Origin of the sequence: Psychrobacter sp. PL15 (assembly GCF_035984995.1) — a bacterium.
In the GTDB taxonomy this organism is placed as follows: domain Bacteria; phylum Pseudomonadota; class Gammaproteobacteria; order Pseudomonadales; family Moraxellaceae; genus Psychrobacter.
This window is the reverse complement of the sequence record NZ_JAXCIB010000009.1, coordinates 54,460-74,431: the sequence shown is the minus strand read 5'-3', so window position 1 is coordinate 74,431 and position 19,972 is coordinate 54,460. Positions and strand designations below refer to the sequence as shown.

Below are 19,972 nucleotides of genomic sequence, written 5' to 3'. Positions count from 1 at the left end.
TCTGGTACAAGCGGTTGGTAGCAGACATGTAGTGGGGTAGCTTACTAGACCGGTACTGACTTTCTGTTGTGCATCCAACCGTAGTGCGCCCATAACAGTAAGCTGGCAGCACTGCGGTGCGGCGACCACTCTTGACTCGCGACCTTTAGTTGCTTTGGCGTGGGGCGCTCTGCCAAGTTTAATACATCCATCGCAGCGACTTTGATTGCTAAATCATCAACAGCGAGCACATCAGCTCGGCCCAAAGAGAATAATAAATACATCTCGGCAGTCCAGTGGCCGATACCAATAACTGCTGTAAGCATCTCCATTATGTCCTTGTCTGACATTTTTACTAGTATATCAAAGCTGATGTCGTGCTCAACTAATGATCGGGTATAACGGATTTTTTGCCTAGACAAACCTTGCGCACGTAAGGCATCATCCGTTGCCTGAATAATTGCTTGCGGCGAGGTTAAGCCTGCCTCAGCCAGTCGTTGCCAAATACTACTAGCCGCAGCAACGGACAACTGTTGTCCTACCATTGCTCTCATCAACTGCTCAAATCCACCTGCATTGCGTCGTAGACTGGGCACGCCCACTTGCTCGTAAATTGGCGCGAACCTTGGTTCAATAGCGATAAGTGCCGTAATGTGGTCCTTTAGTACTTCTTGAGTATCAATCGTCTGTATGCTCATAAATGATTCATCCGCAGTAGCTGAACATAAATATAGTCAATGAAAAGTAATATCGATACACAACATACTGCTGGCAAAAGTTTTTCTTGCTTGCTGTGCCTACGCAGATAGAGGCTGTAAAAAGCTACTTTTAATAAGCCTGCTAAGTAGACTCACTAGGCTGTCTTAATGGTGTCATTATTTTTTATAAATTATCGATTATTTGAATATTCTATTTAAGTCTAGCAATAAAAAAAGGACTGCACCATTGCAGTCCTTTTTTTCAAAAAAAACCGTTTATAACTTATTCACCATCAGTTTTAGGCTTTTTTAGTAATACCAAAACCGCGCCATTACCGCCATCTTTTGGCGGTGCTGAACAAAAAGCCAATACCTCTGGTAATTGACGCAACCAACCATTGACGCAAGTTTTGAGAATAGCTTCGCTGCCTTTACCATGGATAATTTTTACCATGGTCTCATTGTTTTGTTTCGCTTGGCTCAGCAGTTGAGTCATGGCTACTCGGGCTTCTTCAATGGTGCAACCATGAATATCTACCGCGTCATACCAACGCAATTTGCCTTGTTTGAGCTGAGTAAACACTTTGGTCTGTAGGGTAGGTTGCTTATAAGATAAATAAGCTTCGCCAGCGACCGGATTAAGTAGTGCTTGCATATCCGACAAGCCGGCCCCTATGTCCGCCGCTTCTTTGCCTTGAGCGGCGGCACGTTTTGACAAGGTTGCTGCATCAGGCTTGCCGCCTTTTTTAGCATTGGCAGGCGAGCGGACGTTTTTATCATCGAGTTGATTGACGCCATGCATCGCTTGCATGAACAGTACTTTATCGTCATCGATATGTTCGCTGTCTAGCTGCTTCACTGTTTTTTTAACCTGCTTTTGTGTGAGTAAGGAAACAGGTTCAGTCGGCTTTTGATTCTCACCGTCAGGTGACGCGGTATCGCGGCTTTTGCTGAGTTGTCCTTTAAGCTCTTTGAGCTGGTCTTGTATGTCTTTTGAGAAGATAGAATTTGTCATAAAAGTTAACGTGTCTGTTTAATTAATGGGTTAATGGAAGCGTCGTTTAATCATCAAAGCTATCAATTATATAATCATAAGTATTTCTAATGATAAGTATTTTCAATGATAAGTACTATAGCCAGTAGCGTATTAGCGTTGTCTGTCATACCTTACGCGCTAGCTGGGATGCTCGCAAGCAAGGATTGTAACGCTTGCCCTGGGTGATCAGTCTTCATAAACTGCTCACCGATTAAGAAGTGCTGAATACCATGGCTCATCATCAATCGAATATCATCAGCGCTATGAATACCACTTTCGGTAACGATAAGTGCTTTATCTGGGTTGTTCGTATTGGCTTGGTCATCGGCTGCTAGGGCGGATAATAAAGTGCTCTTTAAATCAAGGGTGGTCTTTAAATCCACCTCAAAAGTATTCAAGTTACGATTATTAATGCCATAAATATTATGTGCTGAACGAGGCAGCTGCAAAGCGCGCTCTAGCTCATCAGCTGTATGTATTTCAATAAGTACATCCATGCCCAGTTCAATACTTAAGGTATGCATCTCTTTTGCCTGTAGGTCATCAAGACAGGCCATAATTAATAATATGCAGTCAGCACCTAGCAAGTAGGATTGATAAATTTGATAGCTATCAATCATAAAATCTTTGCGTAACAACGGCAGTTTGCAAGCTTGCTGCGCTTGGATGAGATAGCTGTCATCCCCTTGGAAATAATCACGATCGGTTAGTATCGACAAACAACTGGCACCGGCCTGCTCGTATTGCTGAGCAAAAGTGGCAGGCTCAAAGTTATGACTGATAATACCTTTTGATGGTGAGGCTTTTTTGATTTCAGCGATTACACCAATGTCAGCGGCACGTAAAGCATCGGCAAATCCACGACGTGGACGGTCATCGGCGCTAACTTGTAACTGTAAGTCTGCAAGCGGTAGCAAAGTACGGGCAGCGGCCACTTCATCGCGTTTGGTAGCGACGATACGCTGTAATACTGAGGGGATATCGGCATTTGATTTTTGGGTCGTGCTCGTCGTCATGGTTACATCCGGCTGTCGGTAGGTTGGATAAGGGAGCATGTTTAAATGGGTCATTATGAATATGGTGTTTTTTAATAACTGCATTAGTTACGCGTTAGCAATTAGTTTTTGTGTGTATTCGGCTAATGATTCAAGCTTGGTCAGTGCAGAACCATTCTGAATGACGGTTTGCGCTTGGCTAACACCATTCGGATAGTTGCTGGCAAGTCCGGCGGTATAAATGGCCGCACCCGCATTTAAGGCAATCATATCGCGCGCCTTAAGTACGGCACGGTCATTAGTCTTCGCACCTGATAAGGCCGCTCGAATCAGTTGGAGACTCTGCTCTGGTGAGTCCACCTCAAGCCCGATGAGGGTTTGCGATTCGATACCGGCGTCTTCTGGCATCAGCTCATATACCGTGATTTCACCGTCTTTAAGTTCAGCCACGGTGGTAGAGGTGGCAAGACTGATTTCATCCAAACCATCCTTGGCACCGACCACCATCACATGACGTGCGCCTAGATTTTTCATAACCTTGGCTATTGGCTCGCATAGGCGTGAAGTAAAGACGCCGATGACTAGGTTTGGGACACCAGCAGGATTGGTCAGTGGGCCTAAAATATTAAAAATGGTCCGTGCTTTGAGCTCGCGGCGTACCGGATTGGCATAACGCATGGCGCTGTGATGATTGGGGGCAAATAAAAAGCCAATACCTTGATTTTCGATACAATCAAGCGCTTGTAGTGGTGTCAGAGCCAAACTGATACCTGCTTGCTCTAATAAGTCTGAGCTACCTGACTTAGTAGACACGCCGCGGTTGCCGTGTTTGGCCACTTGCGCGCCAGCAGCAGCTGCCACCAGAGCAGAAGCGGTGGACACGTTAAATAAGTTGGCATCGTCACCGCCGGTACCGACAATATCAACTAAATAATCACAAGCAGTGGGAGTGACGTTTTCAGCCAAAGCACGCATCGCACTGGCTGCGGCGGTAATCTCATCGATTGACTCACCCTTCATGCGCAAGCCAGTCAAAATAGCACCCATCATCGCGTTACTACACTTGCCCTGCATAATGATTAACATCACTTGATGCATCTCATCAAAGGTCAAATCAATATGCTGGAATATTCTATCTAAAGCGCTAGTCAACCGTTTATGAATATGCTCATCAGAAAGCTTAGCGATATCTTCAGCTGTTTTTACGCTTTGCGCACCCTGTGTCTTAACAGTGGTCATTATGGTCTCGCTTATTATTATATTTTTAGTTCGAAATTATTGGTTTTAAATTCTCATACTGCATGCATCAGCCCACATTCATTAGATGGCTATCCTACTTGTGGCAAATTACCAGCGCCTAATACCGCCAAATTATGGGTCTGTAAGAAATTATTGAGCAACTGATAGCCCGCTTCACTTAAGATAGACTCTGGATGAAATTGCACGCCTTCAATGGCAAGACTTTTGTGACGTACACCCATGATTTCCTCAATACTACCATCAGCATTTTTTGTCCATGCGGTTACCTCTAAACACTCGGGTAAAGTCGCCTTATCAACCACTAGCGAATGATAGCGTGTGACTTGAGAGGGATTAGGTAAGTCGGTGAAGACCCCCTGCCCATTGTGATACACGGCAGATAAGCGTCCATGCATGACCTCGCCAGCTTTGACCACTTTTCCGCCAAATGCCTGTCCAATCGCCTGATGACCCAAGCAAATACCTAATATAGGTATTACGCCTTTAAAGGTTTCAATTACTGCCAAAGAAATACCAGCCCGATCAGGGTCACAAGGACCAGGGCCGATGACAATCACGTCAGGAGCTAGGGTTTTGATATCATCGATGCTGACCTGATCGTTACGCCAGACGGTGATGTCCTGCTGCAACTCACCGAAGTACTGTACAATATTGTACGTAAAGCTGTCGTAGTTATCGAGCATCAGAATCATTGTGTGATCACCTTATTCATGTGGTTTTACTTTAACTAAATTTACTTCAACTTTAGTATCTTACCATTATTTTGCTATCTATCAAATGCAGAGGATAGGCTATCTAACGGTTAACAGCGAGTTTATTACTCAAAAGTATGGGCTTTGTGAGTATGACTTTAATGTAGTGGGAGCAATAAACACTTAAAACGCACCAAATTAGCTCTTTTACCTTGTAGAGATATTATTGACCGCACTAATTTAGTGCTTTTTTGTTTTATAGTTTGCTACTACTGTGCATGATTTATGATGATAGGCAGTAATATTCATCATTAATATTTATTATTAATATTTTATCAGCGCAATAAGAGGTATATATGTATTATGGTTGCGTACCTTATTATGGTTTGCATTGTAGGTATCCTGACGAGTTGGCATAGCAGTTGCATCACCTTAATGGTAGCTATTTGTTTATAACACTTAATATGAATTCGTGTATTGATACCAGTGTCATCAAGCTGGCTCATATTAAGCGAACAAAACGCTTATAACAGTTCAGCATTGTTAATCAAATATTGTTAAGATATCGCTAGCGTTGACTGGGCTCATGAGAATCTGCAGTTAATGATAGGTGAATAAGTTGAAGAATGACGTCAGTCGCGTACTTTGCATTAATCAATAACTTTAAATGATGCTGATAATGACTACAATACTTGACGTGCTGCTCAAATACAGAAATTCAAATACAGCCATGAACCAATAACACTTAGATCACAATTAACTGATAACCACCAAGGAAATGATTCATGTCAAATAAATTACTAGACCTCATCAAATCATCCAATGCCAAATGGGTTGATTTTCGCTTTACTGATACCCGTGGTAAAGAGCATCACATGAGCTTTCCATCTCATACTGTTGACGAAGAATCAATAGAAGATGGCAAAATGTTTGATGGTTCCTCTATTGCTGGCTGGAAAGGCATCGAAGCGTCCGATATGATTTTGCGTCCTGATCCAGACACTGCATTTATCGACCCGTTTTTTGATGCCGTTACTGTGGTCGTGACTTGCGACATCATTGAGCCATCAACACTACAGGGGTATGAGCGTGATCCACGCTCTATTGCTCGCCGTGCAGAAGAGTACTTAAAATCTACGGGTATCGGCGACACGGCCTATTTTGGTCCTGAGCCTGAGTTTTTTGTATTCGACGAAGTAAAATGGTCGATTAACATGTCAGGCATCAGCTATGAAATCGTCGCTGAAGAAGCGGCATGGTCGACTAACAAAGACTACGAATGGGGTAATATGGGGCATCGCCCACGGGTTAAAGGTGGTTATGTGCCAGTGCCACCAGTCGATAGCTCGCAAGATATGCGTACGGTAATGTGTGAGCGTATAGAGGATATGATCGGTGAAGGTTGCATCGAAGTCCATCATCATGAAGTTGCCCCTTGCCAGTTGGAAATTGGTGTTGCATTCAATACCCTAGTTCAAAAAGCGGATGAAGTGCAAAAACTAAAGTATGCCGTCCATAACGTCGCGCATCAGTTTGGCAAGACTGCGACCTTTATGCCAAAACCTATCGTTGGTGACAATGGCTCAGGTATGCACGTGCATATGTCTATCTCAAAAGACGGCCAGAATACTTTTTCTGGTGACGAATATGCCGGTATGTCTGAATCTGCACTATATTTCATCGGCGGTATTATCAAGCATGCACGCGCTCTAAACGCGATTACCAACCCTTCAACTAACAGCTATAAACGTTTGGTTCCACATTATGAAGCGCCTATTAAGCTAGCATATTCGGCTTCTAACCGCTCAGCATCTATTCGTATTCCACACGTCAGCAGCCCAAAAGCGGTTCGTGTCGAAGCAAGATTCCCTGATCCAGCGGCGAACCCATATTTAGCCTTTGCGGCACTGTTGATGGCTGGCCTTGACGGTATCCAAAATAAGATACACCCAGGCGATGCTGCTGACAAAAACTTGTATGACTTGCCACCTGAAGAAGAAGCACAAATCCCAACCGTTGCTGAAAATTTAGAAGTGGCGTTACAAGCATTAAGAGATGACCACGAGTTCTTGCTAAAAGGCGACGTGTTCACTAAAGACATGTTAGACGCGTACATCGTATTAAAAGAAGAGGAAGTACAGCGCCTCAATGTTACGGTACATCCGATTGAATTTGATATGTACTATAGCTGCTAATTTATAGTTAATGCACTCAATTATTTTGAGTAAAAAAACCAGCTAAGTAGATCTTGGCTGGTTTTTTAGTGTTTGAATGTTACAAAGCGATGCCAAAATAGTATTTAAAGGTGTTTACACACCAATCTAAAGTCTCTTATAGCAGTGATAGTCTGGCTGTAGGAGTAATAGTCTGGTTGTGGGAGTGATAGTCTGGTTGGTAATCTTCTTTTATCATCATATACTACTAATAAAATACAATTATCAAGTTGACTGATTATGACTTTATCCTCTAAACGTATGTCATCCAAAAGTAATACGGCCACCATATTACTAATAAGTTTGGTTGTTAGCGCCGCAAGTATTTATGCGCCTATGGCCAATGCTGCCCCTATTTATAAAGTTGTCGATGAAAAAACGGGGCAGGTGACCTTTACTGACCGACCGAAAAGCTACGAGCAACAAGCTGGTAAGCAGATTACTGAGACATATATCGATACGAATAACACCAGTAGTTTTGGCAATACATCGACAGCATCAAACCAAGGCAACAACATAGTGTCAGCACCGCTACAGTCAATGGCTGCTACTTCTAATGCTACCATTTCTAATACGGCTAAAAAGCCACAAGCCAATTATCAACTGATTATGACTGAACCAAGCGAAAAGCGCGCTTATCATCGTCCTGCCCAAAGTATCGTAGTAAACCTACAGCTAAGACCGGCGTTGCAAGTGGGTGATAGGGTGATTATTTATCTTGATGGCAAGGAAGTTGCTCAAGGGCTAAGTACCTCCATTGCAACAGTAGATATCCTGCCGGGTGCTCATACAGTAAAGGCGATAGTTGAGAATGAGGCCGGTCGAAGACTTAAACAGGTTGAGCGTACTATTTATGTGATTCAAAATACCGCAACTTTGCAGAACAATAAAAAAATTGGACAACAATTACTGGCTTATCAAAACCTACCATGGCATCAAAAAGTACTGTTAAAACTAGGTCAAGACGACACTAATAAACAGCAGTCTAGTAACCAGTAAGCATAAACAATCACTAAATATCCTTTAATAGCTTTTTATTTAAAAGATTTTTCAACTTAACATTTAGATAGTAATCACTAAAAAAATAGGGCCAATCGCTATATTAAGCGCTCAGCCCTATTGAATTGTTTATAGTAGATGAATAGTCAATCCCGCTGGCGCGGTACTTATTTAGTCAGTTCAATAGTACCGTTAGCAGTCACTGAAATGGTACTGTTACCAGATTCAAAATTCTGAGTTGGTACTGATTCAGCCGAATCTGCTCTCATATTCATCGCGCTATACATAGGGCGTGGATAGTTGCTGCCGGTATTTAGATTAACCGTAACCAAGCGATAGCCACGGGCATCCCATGCTCGAGTTAGGTTTTTGGCTTGCTGCTGAAAGGCGCGTGAAGCATCAGTCATCAGCTTTTGCTCCAAGGCGTCTTTTTTAGCATTCGAGACTCCAAAGTTCAAATTGTCCATGACTAAGGTTTCTTGCAAGTCTGCAATCAGCTGACTGGTCGCGGCAAAGTCGGTGCTCTTAATATCTATATTAGCCTGTCCCGTCCAGCCAATGATTTTGTCGTCTTTATCATAGCGTGGATAGGTACGCTGCTGTCCGGTGCTGACCGTCACGCTAGGGTAACGCTTGGCGATGGCCAAGGCTTTATTGACTGAAGTATTAAGATTGGTTGCTAGTGTTTTGGCATTAGAGGCTTGTAGTTTTTTATATAGACTGGCACGTACCTCATCATTTGCCACCTCTTCTTTTACTTCTGTCTGAAAGCTTAATTGATCGTAGCCTGTAGGTTCCGCATGCGCACTGCCCATCATCGCTGTGAATAGACATGCGGCGCTGGTAGCGACCGCTGCTTTATTAAGTAAAGTGCTCTTCATAATAATCTCCTGAGTAAAATGTGTGTTAATAATAGTGGTCTTATAGCCTTAATAATCAAAGGCGTGCTATATGCTGATATAGTTAATCCAATTTAAAAACGATATAGTAGTACGCTGACATAAATGTACCTATTTTATTTTGAACTGGCTATAGTTATAAAGATTGAAAATACGCTCGTTAGATTTTTTTAGTTGGGCAACGGGTGATATATCAAACATATTGCTTTAAAATAGCAAAATATACCTGAGTTGCTGTGAGGATTTTGTCACTAGGTTACTGGATTCTATGTACTGTAAAAACAGCAGTTATGCAGTAGGGGTTGTAATAATGCAAAAACCTTGTATAATCTGCAACTGGTGGCTCCATTGGTAGCCTCGCAACATTGTTCTATGAACCCCGCCAGGACCGGAAGGTAGCAACGGTATTAGTTACAATGTGTGCCGAGGATGTGCTTTTGGAGTCGCTTTTTTTTGCCTGCAAATCGTTGATATCATAAACCCTTGATTAAAAAGGGCTTTTTTTTGCCAGTTTTTTGGATAAGCGCTGCCTCCTACCGATCTCTTACTGCCTACTGATCTCTTACTGTTAGGTATTTACTATTAGGTATTTACTATTAGGTATTTACTATGATTTTTGAACTGCCCTAATATAAGTTAAAATATAAGGTGTTAATAGCCAACAATAATAACAGCACCTTCCATAATAGTATCAGTCGATGATAATTGATATAAGACACAGCAGGATAGGGATCAAATAGCTTATAATACCTATCGGTCATGGTTAAGCACATTGCATACCGTGAGGTTACACGATACGATAGTCAGCTAAGATGAATACGACTTTTTAACAACATTAGCTGAACGCTGGCTTGGTGCTCGGCGACTCTTTGACTGATAGTATTGGCAGTTTTCGTCATTACCTAATCGTCATTACCTAAGTAGTGAGCTTGAGTTAGTGAGCTTGAGTGTCATCAATTAAAAATTTCAAGTATTTAACGCTTCTAATTTAACGTCTCCATAGATTACTGACCCTTTTGTAAATACGTAGGCCACTAAATAGGATAGTACCGACCCATGAGTGATACCCAAGACCAGCCGAGCTTATTGCAGCGCCGCAGGCAACAGCGTCAGATTTTGGCAATGATGGGGATTGAGCAGTGGGTACGGCCAGACTCGCTGACTATTAATATCGCACATATTCCATCGGCAACCGTAGATCAACCTGTATCTTTAGAGCGATCAGCATCGGAAGCTGTGCGACCAAGCTTCGACTCAGAGCAGCCTGTACCAGATACAGCGCCTATTGTTACTGATTATGATGGTACTGATTATGATGGTACTGATTATGATGGTACTGATTATGCTACTGCCAATACTGTTAGTAATGATTTGCCTGATCTACAAAGTTTACCGATGCAAGACCCGGCGACACAAAGCCCAGCGACGGCTGAGCTTGAAAGTAATGCAATTAATCCTTCGATTGCTTCGTATACTCAAACTGCCGCAAAAATAGATGTGATGCAGCCAGATGTCACGCCAACAGTAGAACACTTGATTGCGCCGTTGGTAGAGTCATCGATAGAAAAAGTAACAGCACCTGTTGCCGAAATAGCATTTACTGCTCAACATAACACCGCTGATTATAGTCTCAAGAAAGTCGCACCGTTTGACTTGCAAGGTGGGCGCTATGGTAATTGGGTGTTGATAGTTGATATTCAGGCTTTGAACAATGACAGTCAAAAGTTATGGCAAAATATCACTCAAGCATTAACGCTATCGTGCGAGACGGCTTCTTTTCCGATTTGCGAGGGTATGGATACCGCTGAGCTGGCTAACGCCAGTCTTGCCGGATACCTCTTTAAGATTGGTAGAAGTGAAGAGGTGTTAGTTGCAGCATTGACTGACTTGCCTGATGGTTTGACTCATCCTAATCTAGCGCACGTACCGACACTTGATCAGATGCTAATAGATGCCAGTCTTAAACGTGATTTGTGGCAGCAATTATCCAGTTCTAACTAAGCGTAAAATGTAATAAAGAAAGCGGTCGTACCGTAAGACTGTACAGATACCCCTCAGAGACTATAATCGAAGCATAATATTGAGTGTCTTTGAGAAAAAATAAGATTCAACCTACTATCCCCTCATATCTAGGATTGCGACTATGAATACACAAGCGCCTGCAGAAACCCCTACAAAAAAGGCTCCCCACCGCGTACCGAATTTTTGTGCTGGCCCTGCTACCATGCCAACTGCTGTACTGGAACGCGCTCAAGAGGAGCTGCTTGACTGGCAAGGAAGTGGCATGTCGGTAATGGAGATTAGCCATCGTAGTAAAGATTATATAGCCGTCGCCCAAAAGGCTGAAACTAAGCTACGCTCGTTAATGGACATTCCGGATAATTATAAAGTGCTGTTCCTGCAAGGGGGCGCAAGCCTACAGTTTTCAGCCATCCCATTGAACCTATTAAATGGTGGTCGCGCCGACTATTTGACTACTGGTACTTGGTCGGTCAAAGCCATCAAAGAAGCTCAGCGTTATGAGAAGCTAGGTCTAGGTGATATTAATTTAGTTGCAACGGGTAAAGACAATAAATTTACGGACGTTCCTGCACAAAGTGACTGGAATATCAGCGACGATGCTGCTTATTTTCATTACTGTGCCAATGAGACCATTCATGGCCTACAAATATTTGAGCCACCACAAGTTGATGCCACACTTATCGTTGATATGTCATCTTGTATTTTGTCGCAGCCGATTGACGTGTCTAAATTTGGGATGATTTATGCTGGCGCGCAAAAGAACATTGGCCCTGCTGGTTTGGTAATTATTATTATTCGCGAAGACCTGTTAGGGCAGGCAAGTGAGTGGTGTCCAATGCTGCTTAACTATGAGCACCAAGTGGAAAAAGAGTCCATGTCTAATACACCCGCCACGTACTCTTGGTATCTTGCTGGCTTGGTATTTGACTGGCTTGAGGAACAGGGTGGAGTAGCCGCTATTGGTAAAATCAACCAGCAAAAAGCAGCCTTGTTGTATCAGACCATTGATGACAGTAGTTTTTATAACAATCCAGTTGCCCTTAAACATCGCTCTATCATGAACGTCCCATTTACTTTAGCAGACAGTAACCTTGATAAAGTGTTTTTAGAACAGTCTGAAAAAGCTGGACTGTTCAATCTAAAAGGTCACCGCGATGTTGGTGGTATGCGTGCCAGTATTTACAACGCGGTCCCACTAGAATGGGTACAGCTCTTAGTCAACTTTATGAAAGATTTTGAAAAGCAGTATGGCTAAGTCAAAGTCCAAACATGACATGAGTGTGATGCTAGTAATAAAAAAAGAGACGCCAAGCAATATGCTAGGCGTCTCTTTTTTTTATAAGCCATCAACATATGGTGTTCTATAGTCAATGAAAAGTAATACCGATATATAATGTACTGCTGGTATAAGTTTTTCTTGCTTGCTGTGCCTAAGCAGCCAGAGGCTGCAAAAAGCTTATACCAGCAGTACCGTCGCGTTTTTAAGGCATTTTAACTATAGTTGTTTTTGTTGTTGGCGCTTAATGGGTCACCACAACAGTTAACACTCAGTTAATGGCCTTTGTGACTATTGCTTTATAAGTCTTGGTGCAAAGAACTAGGTTAAAAAAGCGAAGTTTGCTATGATAAAAATTCGCTGCTTGGCAACATGGCTCATTTCATAGGGTTACCATAACGATAATTATGATAAAAAAGCTTTCATCTGATTGTTTAACTGCGTTATTGAGCTCACCTTTAGCAGAGGCTGAGCGTATTGTTGATGCTGCATATTCACACACTCGGACCAGATCACAGCCTCAATTTTGCTCTAGGTATTTTTTGAAAAAGACAACGCTTAAGAGTATTTTTCTAGGCATGGTCATCAGCTGGATGCCAGTGGCTATGGCTGCCCCAATTACCACCAAAGCGCTTGGACACAACAGCACCGCCGAGTACATCAACGCGCCATACATGCCTTATGCCAATCCCAATGCGCCAACGGGTGGTACGCTATCATTTGACGCGCGCGGTACCTTTAATAGCGCCAATAAGTGGATGACCACTGGGGTGGCGATGATTGGCACTGATTATCTATATGACACGCTAATGACTGGCTCATTGAACGAAGCCTTTACGATGTATCCGCAGCTGGCAAGTGAGGTCACTTATGATCCTGACGATAGCAGTTGGATTATTTATCATATTAATCCTGCCGCGCGCTTTTGGGATGGAACCCCGGTCACAAGCGCTGATGTTAAGGCGACTTATGACGCGTTATTAACTCAAGGTCCTATGTATATTCGTAGCTATCTGGGTGATATTAAAGAAATACAAACTATCGATAACCAGCAGGTGAAGTTTGTTTTTGCTTCTGATAATAATAAAGAAATTCTCTTAACGGTTGGTCAGTTTCCAGTCTTTGCTAAATCCTCTATTGATGCTAATTTTGATAAGATTAGCCTTAAACCACTTATGGGCAGTGGCCCTTACAAACTAGGACGTGTCGAGGCGGGACGCTCGGTCAGTTATTTACGTGACCCTAATTATTGGGGACGAGATTTGATGGTCAATCGTGGCCGTTATAATTTTGATATGATTAAGTTTGTCTACTATCAAAGTGATGAGATTGCTTTTGAAGGTTTTAAATCAGGTCAATATCGCTTTCGCCCCGAAAATAAAGCCTCTAACTGGGCCACCGGTTACAATTTCCCGGCAGTAAAAGCGGGACTAATTAACAAAGAGGCCATAACCAGCCAAAATCCGGTACCGATGCAAGGGCTGGTTATGAACATGCGGCGACCGATATTTCAAGATATTCGCGTCCGCCAAGCGCTAACAGCTGCTTATGATTTTGAATGGATGAATAAAACGTTATTTCATAATCAATATGAGCGTCTGCAAAGCTTTTTTCATGGCTCAGAGCTGGCAGCAACCGGCACACCATCAGCAGCTGAGATGCAAGTATTAACGCCATTATTATCTAAGCTTGAGCCGACGCAACGCCAAGCAGTATTGGCTGAATGGCAACTACCGACTAGTGATGGTGGCGGTTTTAATCGTCAAGGGCTATTAAAAGCGCGGCAACTGTTGTTAGACGCAGGCTTTTACTATGACGATATGAAACTATATCAATCTGATGGCAAGCTTGCCCAGATCGAAATTTTAATGACCGGTGATACTATGGGGCGTGTACTGCTGCCTTATGTCCGTAATTTAACCCGCTTGGGGTTTGAAGCGAACTTACGGCAAGTCGATGGACCACAATATTATGAGCGTATGCGTAGCTTTGATTATGATATGACGGTTGATATATTTGCCCAAAGCTTATCTCCTGGTGCGGAGCAAGTAGCCTATTGGGGTAGTGTGGCTGCTGATGAAGTGGGCAACCGTAATACTGCGGGCATTAAAAATGCGGCTATCGACAATGTGGTAGAGGCGCTCGGCGATGCAAAAAGTCGTGACGACATTATTTTATATACTCAGGTTCTTGACCGTTTGTTACGAGCTGGTTATTACCTCGTACCTTTATATGGTAAGTCTGGGACCAATGTGGCCTACTGGAATCAGTACCGCCATGTCAAAGAATTACCAACCAATGCGATTGGAATTGAGTATTGGTGGGTGGATAAACAGGCAGAAGCGCGCGTTGACAAATATTTAGGTCGATAAATTTAGGTAGATGAGCCAACCCATGTGGTTAAGTTTTTCAAATTAACCATAACTTCTAATAAATAACGATGGTTTTTTAATACAGTTAAAATACCTTAAAAACGCTACGGTACTGCTGGTATAAGATTTTTGCAGCCTCTGTCTGCGTAGGCACAGCAAGCAAGAAAAACTTATACTAGTAGTACGTTATGTATCGATATTACTTTTCATTGACTACAGATATAGCCTTTAGTAAAAAGTGCCAATAAAGACAAACTCTAATAAGGATGCAACATGAGTATTAATATTCACCCCATTAAAGCCTTCAATGACAATTATATTTGGACTTTAATCAATGATAGCAATAAACAAGCTATCGTTATTGATCCTGGTCAATCTGCGCCAGTCATCGAATATTTGGAAGCACAGGAGCTAGATCTGATAGCGATTTGGACCACCCATCATCATTATGACCATACTGGCGGAGTCGCTGAGTTGCAAGAGCACTTCCCGATGACTCATTTGGTCGCACATAGTGAGCATGGAGTAGATGAAGATCAGACTATTAAGGACAGCAGCACAGTCAGTGCCTGGGGCTGCTCCGCACAAGTTTGGGATGTCTCAGGGCATACTGCTAGTCATATGGCTTATATTCTAGACATTGATGGTCTCAAACATTGCTTTTGTGGTGATACCCTGTTTAGTGGTGGTTGTGGCCGAGTCTTTACCGGTACTATTGAACAATTATATGCCAGCTTCAAGCGCTTAAATGGTTTGCCTACTGAGACCCTGTTGTATCCAGCACATGAATATACTGCAAGTAACATGCGTTTTGGTCTCTCTATCGAGCCTGACAATATGGCTATGCGGCAAGCATTAACACAGGCCGAAGAAAAGACCACGCAAGGTATCCCAACCTTGCCAGTAACTTTAGAGCATGAACGCGCAGTGAATGTGTTCTTACGTGCTGATGAGGTCAGTGTAATAGCAGGAGTGGAGACTAAAAAGAACCTTGAAGATGACAATCCGTTAACTATATTTACCGCTTTACGTGAGCTCAAAAACGACTTCTAAAAGCTATTTATAAAAAGTAGGGCTAGAGCGTTTATTTATAAGTATCATTCTTTATCATTAATTATTGCTATTTACCCTCATCTAGGAAGTGGTCATTATGGGTCGTTATATCCTAAAAAGGTTGCTCTTGATATTGCCGACCCTGTTTTTGATATTACTGGCCAACTTCGTCATTGTACAAGCGGCTCCTGGTGGTCCGGTTGAACAGCAACTGGCATTGATTGAACAGGGTGCCAAAGACAACGCACTGAATGGCAATGTAGGCGCAGGTAGTGCGGGTGGTAATGACAGTACTTATCAAGGTACGCGTGGTTTGTCGGCGGAGATGGTTGCCGCAATTAATGTGCAATATGGCTTTGATAAATCGGCCCCTGAACGTTTTTGGCTGATGTTAAAAAATTATGCGCGCCTAGACTTTGGCGAGTCATTTTTTAAAGGGCAGTCAGTGACGGAGCTCATTGTAGAAAAGCTGCCAGTCTCTATATCGCTTGGGTTATGGAGTACGCTACTGATTTATATGATAGCCATTCCACTGGGCGTCTATAAAGCCATGCATCATGGGTCAGCGATTGATAAAGCGACGGCTATGCTACTTGCGGTTGGGCACGCCATACCAGTGTTTGTATTTGCAGTAATATTATTGGTGTTCTTTGCAGGTGGCAGTTATTGGAACCTCTTTCCTTTGCAAGGACTAACCTCAGAGAATTTTGACCAGCTATCGGCCCTTGGTAAAATTAAAGATTATTTTTGGCACTTGGCATTACCGCTGCTTGCCAGTACTGTTGGTGGTTTCGCAGGCTTAACTTATTTGACCAAGTTTAGTTTTTTAGAAGAATTAGGTAAGCAATATGTGCTTACGGCAAGAGCCAAGGGGCTAGGTGAACGGCAGGTACTGTATGGCCATGTATTTCGTAATGCCATGCTGATTATTATCGCTGGAATTCCCGCCGCTATTGTCGGCATATTCTTTGCTGGTAACTTCTTAATTGAGATTATATTCAAGCTTGATGGGTTGGGACTATTAGGTTTCGAGGCCATTCAGCAACGCGATTATCCGGTGGTTTTTGGCACGCTATTTATCTTTACTTTGGTAGGGCTGCTATTACAGCTAATCAGTGATCTAAGCTATCACTTGATTGATCCCCGTATCGATTTTGAGGGTCGCTAATGTCAAACTCTCATACCCCCTCAAATAACGAGGTGTTAAATTCTAACCCTGTAGGTTCTACGTCGCCCACTTCTGCCAAAAATAAGACGCCTCCTAATGTACCTAAACCCAATTTATCCCAGCAAAAAAAACGCCGATTAAATCCAGTTTGGCAGGCACGGTTGGATCGTTTCCGTGACAATCGTCTTGGAGTGATATCCCTAGTGGTCTTCACGGTAGTATTCGTGATTTGTATGGCAGTTAACGTGATTGCTAATGACAAACCATTATTGGTGCAGTATCAAGGTGATTACTATGTGCCGGTATTCAAGGCTTATCCTGAGACCACTTTTGGCGGTATATTTGAGACCGAAACCAATTATAAAGACCCGGTAGTACGTGAATTAATCAATGCGCAGGGTTATTATGTGATGCCGCTGATTCCATTTGCTGATCAAACACCTAACGTTGAGTTAGGTCTTCCTTATCCAGCCGCGCCCAATGCGCAAAACTGGTTGGGTACGGATGATATGGGGCGTGATGTGCTGGCACGGATACTCTACGGTATGCGAGTGTCATTACTGTTTGGCTTGGCGCTAACCCTAGCCGGAGCGATTATCGGGATTATTGTTGGTGCTATTCAAGGCTATTATGGCGGCTGGGTTGATTTGGCAGGCCAGCGTTTTATGGAAGTTTGGGGCGGCATGCCGCAGCTGTTCATGATTATTATTTTGGTTAGCTTATTTAGTCCTAGTATCACGGTGCTGTTTGCATTGATGCTGCTGTTTGGTTGGATGGGCTTGGTCGGCTTAGTGCGAGCAGAGTTTTTGCGTGCCCGTAACTTTGATTATGTTCGTGCGGCTCGCAACCTAGGGGTTTCAGACAGTCAAATTATGTACCGACATATTTTGCCCAATGCTTTGGCATCGAGCTTATCGCAACTGCCATTTATTTTAACTGCCAATATCATTGCGTTAACCGCACTAGATTTCTTAGGATATGGACTGCCGCCAGGCTCACCATCGTTAGGTGAGCTGATGGTACAAGGGAAAAACAATCTTGATGCCCCGTGGCTGGCCTTGTCTGGATTCTTCAGCTTGACCTTTATTTTGTCGCTACTTATCTTCATTGGCGAAGCGCTACGCGATGCGTTCGATCCGAGGCGCTCTTAATATGACTATAAAAACCACCACCAGAATTACTAGCACAAACGCCGCAATTGAGGGTCAACCTCAAAGTAGCGTTAACCAACGAAATCAGGTTAACCTGTCAAATGCAGCTATTTTAACCGTCGATAAGTTAAGCATTGTTACTCAATCAGGGCTAGCTCTGGTTGATAAGCTGTCCTATCAGCTTAAACAAGGTCAGACGCTAGCCATCGTTGGTGAATCTGGTTCCGGCAAGTCGATTGCTAGTTTGGCATTATTAGGCCTGTTACCGGAGAGTCTAACCGTTAGTGGAGAAGTGCAGCTGGCAGGTACAACAGGTCTGCCAAGTAGTAAGCTATTAATAGCGAATGATAATGTTAATAACAGCCATAGCGCCCGAAACAAGTCATTGAAAGCCATTCGTGGGCAGCGTATCGGCATGGTGTTTCAAGAACCAATGACCGCGCTCAATCCCCTACATACGGTTGCCAAACAAATTGCCGAATCTCTACGGCTAGGTGGTATAGCCAAAAAACAATGGCACGCGCAGAGTATCGCTTTGTTAAACGATGTCAATATCACCGATCCTGCGGATAAGCTAAGTCGCTATCCTCATGAACTGTCAGGCGGTCAGCGCCAACGGGTGATGATAGCTATGGCGTTAGCACAGCAGCCAGATATTTTAATTGCTGATGAGCCTACTACTGCGCTCGATGTGACTTTACAGCATGAGATTTTAGCATTGTTGGACAGTCTCAAGCGTGAGCATAATATGGCGATGATTTTAATCAGCCATGATCTGAATCTGGTGCGACGTTATAGCGATGATCTCATTGTTATGCGCCAAGGTCAGACCATCGAACAAGGCAATACCTCAGCGATTTTTAGTCAGCCTAAGGATGATTATACCGGCACCCTGATGCGGCAAGATTTTGGTACAGCGCTTGATTTAGTAGATACTAGGCTGCAAGACAACCAGACACTGGTGTTAGAAGTAAAAGACTTGAATGTACAGTTTTCGCTAGAAAAAAGCTTGTTTGGCGGTACTAAGCGTTGGTTCGATGCGGTAAAAGGCTTGAACATAACGTTGCAGACAGGACAGGCATTAGGCATCGTTGGCGAGTCTGGATCAGGTAAGACCACTATTGCACTGGCGTTAAGTCAGTTACTCAGTAATCAGGCGCGCGTGAATGGGCAGATAGTCGTTAATGGACAAGATATGACGTCATTGTCTAAAAATGAGCTGCGCAAGTTTCGCTCGCAGATACAGATGGTATTTCAAGACCCATTTGCCAGTATTAATCCGCGCATGACGGTATTACAAATTGTTGAAGAAGGGCTGCTGGTACAAGGGTTCGATAAGATCGCTCGCCAACAAGCGGTCATGGATAGTTTGGAGACCGTGCATTTACCTTTAGAGTTTGCCCACCGTTACCCACATGAGTTATCAGGTGGACAGCGTCAGCGAGTGGCGCTAGCGCGGGCATTGGTTATGCAACCGAGTTTATTGATTTTAGATGAACCGACTTCCGCCCTTGATAGTACTACTCAGGTGACAGTGGTTAATTTGTTACGCGAAATTCAACAGAAATTGCAAATCAGCTACGTATTTATCAGCCACGATCTAAAAGTCGTACGCGCTTTGTGTCAGCATATTATGGTGTTAAAAGATGGCATGTGCATTGAGACTGGGCGTACTGAAGACATTTTCAGTAATCCGCAACATCTTTATGCTAAGCGCTTGTTACAAGCAAGTATAATAGCCTAAGTGAATAATATGTAACTATATTTTCTTTCATTAGAGACCATTCTACCTCTTGTAAGGAATAAGCGGACTGAACCAATATGAGTACAATATAGATTTCGTTCACTGTAATACTTGCGCTTATCTTCTTCTACCCATACATCGCTATGTGCAGCTATAAATATAAGTATCAAAACGGTTAACAATAGCCTGTACATTCACGTAGCAGACACTAGTCTCAGTATCAAGAAACAAGCAATAGTGCATTTTTATAATTCGTCTTGTCAGGTAATTGTGCTCGTTATAGCAGACTTCTTGGACTGCGTAATAGAGCTTTAACAGGGCTAAGCCATTGCAGGCATTTACCTTGAAGGTATTATTAATTTATATTTTAATTTCCCTTGACAGATTGAAAAAACAATTTAACTCGTTGTAAAGG

15 protein-coding genes and 1 other RNA gene are annotated in these 19,972 nt (G+C 43.0%); 10 read left to right on the top strand and 6 right to left on the bottom strand.

Features of this window, described 5'->3' with window-relative positions:
* Positions 1–44 precede the first annotated feature (44 nt).
* The 5 genes from RCH20_RS09235 to RCH20_RS09215 form a co-directional block, all read right to left on the bottom strand.
* Entirely contained in the window at positions 45–677 is a 633-nt protein-coding gene (locus RCH20_RS09235) for a DNA-3-methyladenine glycosylase family protein (protein WP_327193389.1), read from the bottom strand.
* Between the two features lie 283 nt (positions 678–960).
* The gene (locus RCH20_RS09230; RefSeq protein WP_327193388.1) at positions 961–1,692 is read right to left on the bottom strand and encodes a Smr/MutS family protein; all 732 of its coding nucleotides are present in this window, start codon (positions 1,690–1,692) and stop codon (positions 961–963) included.
* Positions 1,693–1,844: 152 nt separating this feature from the next.
* Positions 1,845–2,729 (bottom strand): indole-3-glycerol phosphate synthase TrpC, encoded by an 885-nt coding sequence (gene trpC, locus RCH20_RS09225; protein ID WP_209957218.1) that lies wholly within the window; start codon positions 2,727–2,729, stop codon positions 1,845–1,847.
* A gap of 87 nt (positions 2,730–2,816) precedes the next feature.
* A complete protein-coding gene (trpD, locus tag RCH20_RS09220; RefSeq protein WP_327193387.1) occupies positions 2,817–3,947 on the bottom strand; it encodes an anthranilate phosphoribosyltransferase in 1,131 nt (376 codons plus the stop codon).
* An 89-nt stretch (positions 3,948–4,036) separates the two neighbouring features.
* Positions 4,037–4,660, bottom strand: a complete 624-nt coding sequence (locus RCH20_RS09215) for an anthranilate synthase component II (RefSeq protein WP_209957223.1) — start codon at positions 4,658–4,660, stop codon at positions 4,037–4,039.
* 785 nt (positions 4,661–5,445) lie between these two features.
* Between RCH20_RS09215 and glnA the strand changes: the two genes are divergently transcribed.
* Positions 5,446–6,855 (top strand): type I glutamate--ammonia ligase, encoded by a 1,410-nt coding sequence (gene glnA / locus RCH20_RS09210; RefSeq protein ID WP_327193386.1) that lies wholly within the window; start codon positions 5,446–5,448, stop codon positions 6,853–6,855.
* A gap of 258 nt (positions 6,856–7,113) precedes the next feature.
* Complete coding sequence (locus RCH20_RS09205) at positions 7,114–7,872, top strand: DUF4124 domain-containing protein (protein WP_327193385.1); 759 nt, start codon at positions 7,114–7,116, stop codon at positions 7,870–7,872.
* Between the two features lie 167 nt (positions 7,873–8,039).
* Here RCH20_RS09205 and RCH20_RS09200 read toward each other — a convergent pair whose 3' ends face one another.
* A complete protein-coding gene (locus RCH20_RS09200) occupies positions 8,040–8,753 on the bottom strand; it encodes an SIMPL domain-containing protein (protein WP_209957229.1) in 714 nt (237 codons plus the stop codon).
* A gap of 364 nt (positions 8,754–9,117) precedes the next feature.
* Between RCH20_RS09200 and ffs the strand changes: the two genes are divergently transcribed.
* The 8 genes from ffs to RCH20_RS09160 all read left to right on the top strand — a co-directional run bounded on the left by ffs (position 9,118) and on the right by RCH20_RS09160 (position 19,557).
* Positions 9,118–9,214: signal recognition particle sRNA small type (ffs, locus tag RCH20_RS09195), an RNA gene on the top strand.
* A gap of 613 nt (positions 9,215–9,827) precedes the next feature.
* Positions 9,828–10,772 carry a hypothetical protein gene (locus RCH20_RS09190; protein WP_327193384.1) on the top strand — a complete coding sequence of 315 codons (945 nt, stop codon included), beginning with the start codon at positions 9,828–9,830 and terminating at the stop codon, positions 10,770–10,772.
* A 142-nt stretch (positions 10,773–10,914) separates the two neighbouring features.
* Positions 10,915–12,048 carry a 3-phosphoserine/phosphohydroxythreonine transaminase gene (gene serC / locus RCH20_RS09185; RefSeq protein WP_327193383.1) on the top strand — a complete coding sequence of 378 codons (1,134 nt, stop codon included), beginning with the start codon at positions 10,915–10,917 and terminating at the stop codon, positions 12,046–12,048.
* A gap of 599 nt (positions 12,049–12,647) precedes the next feature.
* The gene (locus RCH20_RS09180; RefSeq protein ID WP_327193416.1) at positions 12,648–14,441 is read left to right on the top strand and encodes an extracellular solute-binding protein; all 1,794 of its coding nucleotides are present in this window, start codon (positions 12,648–12,650) and stop codon (positions 14,439–14,441) included.
* 273 nt (positions 14,442–14,714) lie between these two features.
* Positions 14,715–15,494 (top strand): hydroxyacylglutathione hydrolase, encoded by a 780-nt coding sequence (gene gloB / locus RCH20_RS09175; protein ID WP_327193382.1) that lies wholly within the window; start codon positions 14,715–14,717, stop codon positions 15,492–15,494.
* 97 nt (positions 15,495–15,591) lie between these two features.
* The gene (locus tag RCH20_RS09170) at positions 15,592–16,662 is read left to right on the top strand and encodes a microcin C ABC transporter permease YejB (protein ID WP_327193381.1); all 1,071 of its coding nucleotides are present in this window, start codon (positions 15,592–15,594) and stop codon (positions 16,660–16,662) included.
* Entirely contained in the window at positions 16,662–17,813 is a 1,152-nt protein-coding gene (locus RCH20_RS09165) for an ABC transporter permease (protein ID WP_327193380.1), read from the top strand. The genes RCH20_RS09170 and RCH20_RS09165 overlap by 1 nt, the downstream gene beginning before the upstream one ends.
* 1 nt (position 17,814) lies before the next feature.
* Positions 17,815–19,557: an ABC transporter ATP-binding protein gene (locus tag RCH20_RS09160; protein WP_327193379.1), complete on the top strand. Its 1,743-nt coding sequence runs from the start codon at positions 17,815–17,817 to the stop codon at positions 19,555–19,557.
* The last annotated feature ends 415 nt before the right edge of the window (positions 19,558–19,972 follow it).

Bases quoted from the DNA above. Each gene is read 5' to 3' on its own strand.
- RCH20_RS09235 (WP_327193389.1), bottom strand. From the start codon at position 677: ATGAGCATACAGACGATTGATACTCAAGAAGTACTAAAGGACCACATT.
- RCH20_RS09205 (WP_327193385.1), top strand. From the start codon at position 7,114: ATGACTTTATCCTCTAAACGTATGTCATCCAAAAGTAATACGGCCACC.
- RCH20_RS09215 (WP_209957223.1), bottom strand. From the start codon at position 4,660: ATGATTCTGATGCTCGATAACTACGACAGCTTTACGTACAATATTGTA.
- RCH20_RS09180 (WP_327193416.1), top strand. From the start codon at position 12,648: ATGGTCATCAGCTGGATGCCAGTGGCTATGGCTGCCCCAATTACCACC.
- RCH20_RS09165 (WP_327193380.1), top strand. From the start codon at position 16,662: ATGTCAAACTCTCATACCCCCTCAAATAACGAGGTGTTAAATTCTAAC.
- gloB (WP_327193382.1), top strand. From the start codon at position 14,715: ATGAGTATTAATATTCACCCCATTAAAGCCTTCAATGACAATTATATT.
- serC (WP_327193383.1), top strand. From the start codon at position 10,915: ATGAATACACAAGCGCCTGCAGAAACCCCTACAAAAAAGGCTCCCCAC.
- RCH20_RS09160 (WP_327193379.1), top strand. From the start codon at position 17,815: ATGACTATAAAAACCACCACCAGAATTACTAGCACAAACGCCGCAATT.
- glnA (WP_327193386.1), top strand. From the start codon at position 5,446: ATGTCAAATAAATTACTAGACCTCATCAAATCATCCAATGCCAAATGG.
- RCH20_RS09200 (WP_209957229.1), bottom strand. From the start codon at position 8,753: ATGAAGAGCACTTTACTTAATAAAGCAGCGGTCGCTACCAGCGCCGCA.
- trpD (WP_327193387.1), bottom strand. From the start codon at position 3,947: ATGACCACTGTTAAGACACAGGGTGCGCAAAGCGTAAAAACAGCTGAA.
- RCH20_RS09230 (WP_327193388.1), bottom strand. From the start codon at position 1,692: ATGACAAATTCTATCTTCTCAAAAGACATACAAGACCAGCTCAAAGAG.
- RCH20_RS09170 (WP_327193381.1), top strand. From the start codon at position 15,592: ATGGGTCGTTATATCCTAAAAAGGTTGCTCTTGATATTGCCGACCCTG.
- trpC (WP_209957218.1), bottom strand. From the start codon at position 2,729: ATGACGACGAGCACGACCCAAAAATCAAATGCCGATATCCCCTCAGTA.
- RCH20_RS09190 (WP_327193384.1), top strand. From the start codon at position 9,828: ATGAGTGATACCCAAGACCAGCCGAGCTTATTGCAGCGCCGCAGGCAA.